Source organism: Martinezella miluonensis (assembly GCF_900094545.1).
In the GTDB taxonomy this organism is placed as follows: Bacteria; Pseudomonadota; Alphaproteobacteria; order Rhizobiales; family Rhizobiaceae; genus Rhizobium; species Rhizobium miluonense.
This window is the reverse complement of sequence record NZ_FMAH01000094.1, coordinates 1-3,216: the sequence shown is the minus strand read 5'-3', so window position 1 is coordinate 3,216 and position 3,216 is coordinate 1. Positions and strand designations below refer to the sequence as shown.

Annotated in this window: 3 protein-coding genes and 1 pseudogene; all 4 read right to left on the bottom strand. The window is 60.9% G+C overall.

Going from position 1 to position 3,216, the window contains the following annotated elements:
* Positions 1-161: 161 nt before the first annotated feature.
* A complete protein-coding gene (locus GA0061102_RS32385) occupies positions 162-650 on the bottom strand; it encodes a GlcG/HbpS family heme-binding protein (RefSeq protein WP_092856868.1) in 489 nt (162 codons plus the stop codon).
* A gap of 97 nt (positions 651-747) precedes the next feature.
* Positions 748-1,329 (bottom strand): response regulator transcription factor, encoded by a 582-nt coding sequence (locus tag GA0061102_RS32380; protein ID WP_092856865.1) that lies wholly within the window; start codon positions 1,327-1,329, stop codon positions 748-750.
* Entirely contained in the window at positions 1,326-2,792 is a 1,467-nt protein-coding gene (locus tag GA0061102_RS32375) for a sensor histidine kinase (protein ID WP_159432236.1), read from the bottom strand. Before GA0061102_RS32375 ends, GA0061102_RS32380 begins: the two co-directional genes overlap by 4 nt.
* Positions 2,793-3,121: 329 nt before the next feature.
* A pseudogene (locus GA0061102_RS34160) lies at positions 3,122-3,216 on the bottom strand (IS5 family transposase); the annotation flags it as partial.

Here is a 3,216-nt window from a genome sequence, read left to right as displayed (position 1 = left end):
CCTTCAGCCGTCATCGCATGGTCGCTTTGGCGACGGGCACACCAAGCCGCAGCAAGGCAAGCGCATCTCAGGTCAAAAATGCAACTGTAATGCTAAGCCACATAGAAGAGCGCCCGCAGAGCTTGGCTTTGCGGGCGCTTTGTGGTGTTTCCAGCGAAAACTTACTTCAAACGGTCGGCGAACTTGTCGAGCGCCTTGATTGCGCAGGCTTCGTCGAAGTTGCCGCCCGGTGCGCCGCCGACGCCGATCGCGCCGACCGTATCCTTGCCCACCTTCACCGGAACGCCGCCGGCAAGCACCAGGAACCCCGGAATATCGGCGAGGCCACCCGCAGCCGGGTTCTTCTGGACGGTCTCGGCCATGCCGCTGGTCGGGTTGCGCGAGGAGGCAGAGGTGTAGGCCTTGGCGGTCGCAGCATTTGCCGTATGGGCGCCAGCATTTTCGGCACGGACCAGCGCCAACAGGATGCCGGAACGGTCGGTGACGGCAGCAGCGACGTTGTAGCCATCAGCCGAGCAGGCGGTAACGGCGGCCTGGGCAAGATCGACCGCAAGTGCGGTTCCGAGGCTGGTCTGCTTGACGGTGTTGTCCGCGAGAGCCGGAACGGCGAAGGCGGTGGCGAGGACGAGGGAAAGCACGACGTTTTTCATTTCGGGAACCTCCAAGGTGTTGCGTTTCCTGAAGGCATATCTAGCCGGAGCATCGTTTTGCCGGAATTCGCACCGCCACGGAGGCATATCGGTAGAATTACCGATGGGCACCGAGCCAGATGCGCGTCTGTTCGGCCACAGCTGGCGTGCCGAGCTTCATGGCGATGCTGGCCCGATGGCTGTCTACCGTACGGACGGAGACGTCGAGCGCCGCGGCGATCTCCTTGCTGCCCAGGCCCTTTGAGACAAGTTCGATGACCTCGCGCTCTCTCGCTGTGAGCTGATCCAGCAACCGACCGGTTTCCTGCCGCGCCAGCAGCTCAGCGAGTTGGGCCTCGCAGGACGTGATCGCCTCGATCAGCACATGCTCGTCGACGGGCTTGACGAGGAAATCCGCCACCCCAGCCTTGAATGCGCGACGGCAGGCTTCGACGTCGCCGTGACCGGTGATCATGATCGCCGGCCAGCCGATGTTCATTTCAGCCAGCTTCTTCAGAAGCTGCAGCCCGCTGATTGCCGGCATGCGCAGGTCGAGAACCAATATGCCGGGCTTCGCTCTGTCCATATGCGCAAGCAGATGCGCCGCATCCGGAAATGCCGTAACGTTCTTGCCGTAGGTGGAAAGCAGGAGCGTCAGCGCCTCGCGCACCGAGGCGTCGTCATCGACGAGATAGATCATGCTGCCCCTCCGCATGGCAGACGGATGGTAAAACAGGCGCCGCCGTCGTTGCGCGCCTCGATCGTGCCGTCCATCTTTTCGATCAATCGAACACAGAGCGGCAGACCGAGCCCCATACCGTCGGGCTTGGTGGTAAAGAATGGCTCGAAGATGCGGTCGAGCAAGGCAGGATCGATCCCCGGTCCGTTGTCGGAGATCGCAATGATCGCCTGTCCCCTTCCCTTCCGAGCCTCGAGTGCTATGCGCGCCTCCGGCCAGCCAGCGACAGCATCGGCGGCATTGCGGATAAGATTGTGGATGACCTGCTGAAACGAAATGACATCGATCGCGACGATGCAGGGGGCCTCGGCGATCGCTGTTTCGAGTCTGATGCCCTGCCGTGCCAGATCCGTTTCGACGAGACGCAGCGCGCCGTTCAGCGCCTCGGCCAACGTCATTTTCTCGATCCGCGCTTCCGCACCGGAAATATAGGCACGCATACGGCCGAGGATATCGCCTGCCCGCTTCGCCTCGCGGATATTGGCGTCCAGAGCCTGTTCGAGAATGTCCGCGCGGTCCAGGGTCAAAGCCCGCCGCGCTGCTTGGCTCTGGCTCAGCATGGCAGCAACCGGCTGGGTCAGCTCATGGGCGATGCCCGAAGCCATTTCGCCAAGCGCATTCACCCGGCCAGCATGAGCAAGCCGTGCCTCCTGCTCCAGCAGCGTGGCGCGCAGCTCCTGCCGCCGCTTCTCTCGGCTCGCATTGCGATACTGCACGCCGAGCCAGACCAATATCGCCGATCCAATCAACAGGGGAATCACGAGGCTTACGGGAAAGAGCTCGCCAAGGCGGAAGCTCCGGCTGATCAACAGGTGCAGCGGCTGTCCCGGATTGCTGGCGGAAAGGCTGGTCTTCACGTCCAGAATTGAGGTGCCACTTGTCGCTTGGGTGAAGAGCGCGGTATCGCCGAGCGACAGGCTGACGGAATATCCCGGAGGAATGCGGTCCGTGCCCAAAAGCGCGCCGGCGCTGATGCGCAGCCGAAGGAGCCGCCCCGCTTCGACAAGCTTGTATATGTCATAGGCATGCCGCTCCGGAATTGGCCGGATAGTGGTTTCGCCGGGCTTTCCGAGTATGGGCAGATCGCCGGCGGATTGTCCCGCTTCGATGACCGGTCCATTGGGGTTGCCATAGGCAATCGCGCGGGCGGTGGTTCCGTCGATGCGGATCGTCGCGATATCGGTGATGCGGGGATAAAAGGCCGTAACCGACTGGGCGAGCCCCTGAACGCTCGCCGACGGCTCGGCTGGCGACATGCGAATGACAGCAGCAAGTGCCGTCATATGCGCGTCGTGCTGCGCCAGCTTTTCGGCGAGGAACGTATCCGTCGCCCGCGTCCAGTCAGAAAGCTCGGAGAGCCCAGACCTATATTGAAAAGCAGCCAGCAGGGCGATGGCGAGCGCCCCGGTGAATAGCCAGATCACGAAAGACCCAAGAGAGATGGTCCGCGAAAATGAAAAATGTCTCGTCATGAGTGGCATTAAAGCGACGGCTACGCATCCTATTGGCTTACGAAGCGTTTATTCATCACGAGGTGGCGGGCAACCGCAACCGCGAAATGACGTCTCGTCGGATCTCAACTTGATTCTTATCCCGTCAACCGGCTGCGGCGTGAGAATCGGTCATGCAAGTATTTTGATGGGATATCCCCGATAGGCACCTGCAGAAACCGATAAAAGTCAATGACCAGCAATTCCCTGTAAGATAGATCGGTTAGGAGCCCTACCTGCAAATGAGCTCATCATGCCTGCGGCTAGGCGATGTTGACAAAGTATGGCAACCAGATCTTAGCGGCGGCGATAGCGAGGAAAGCAGCGTATGATGTTTTGGTTTTGTCGTAGCGCGTGG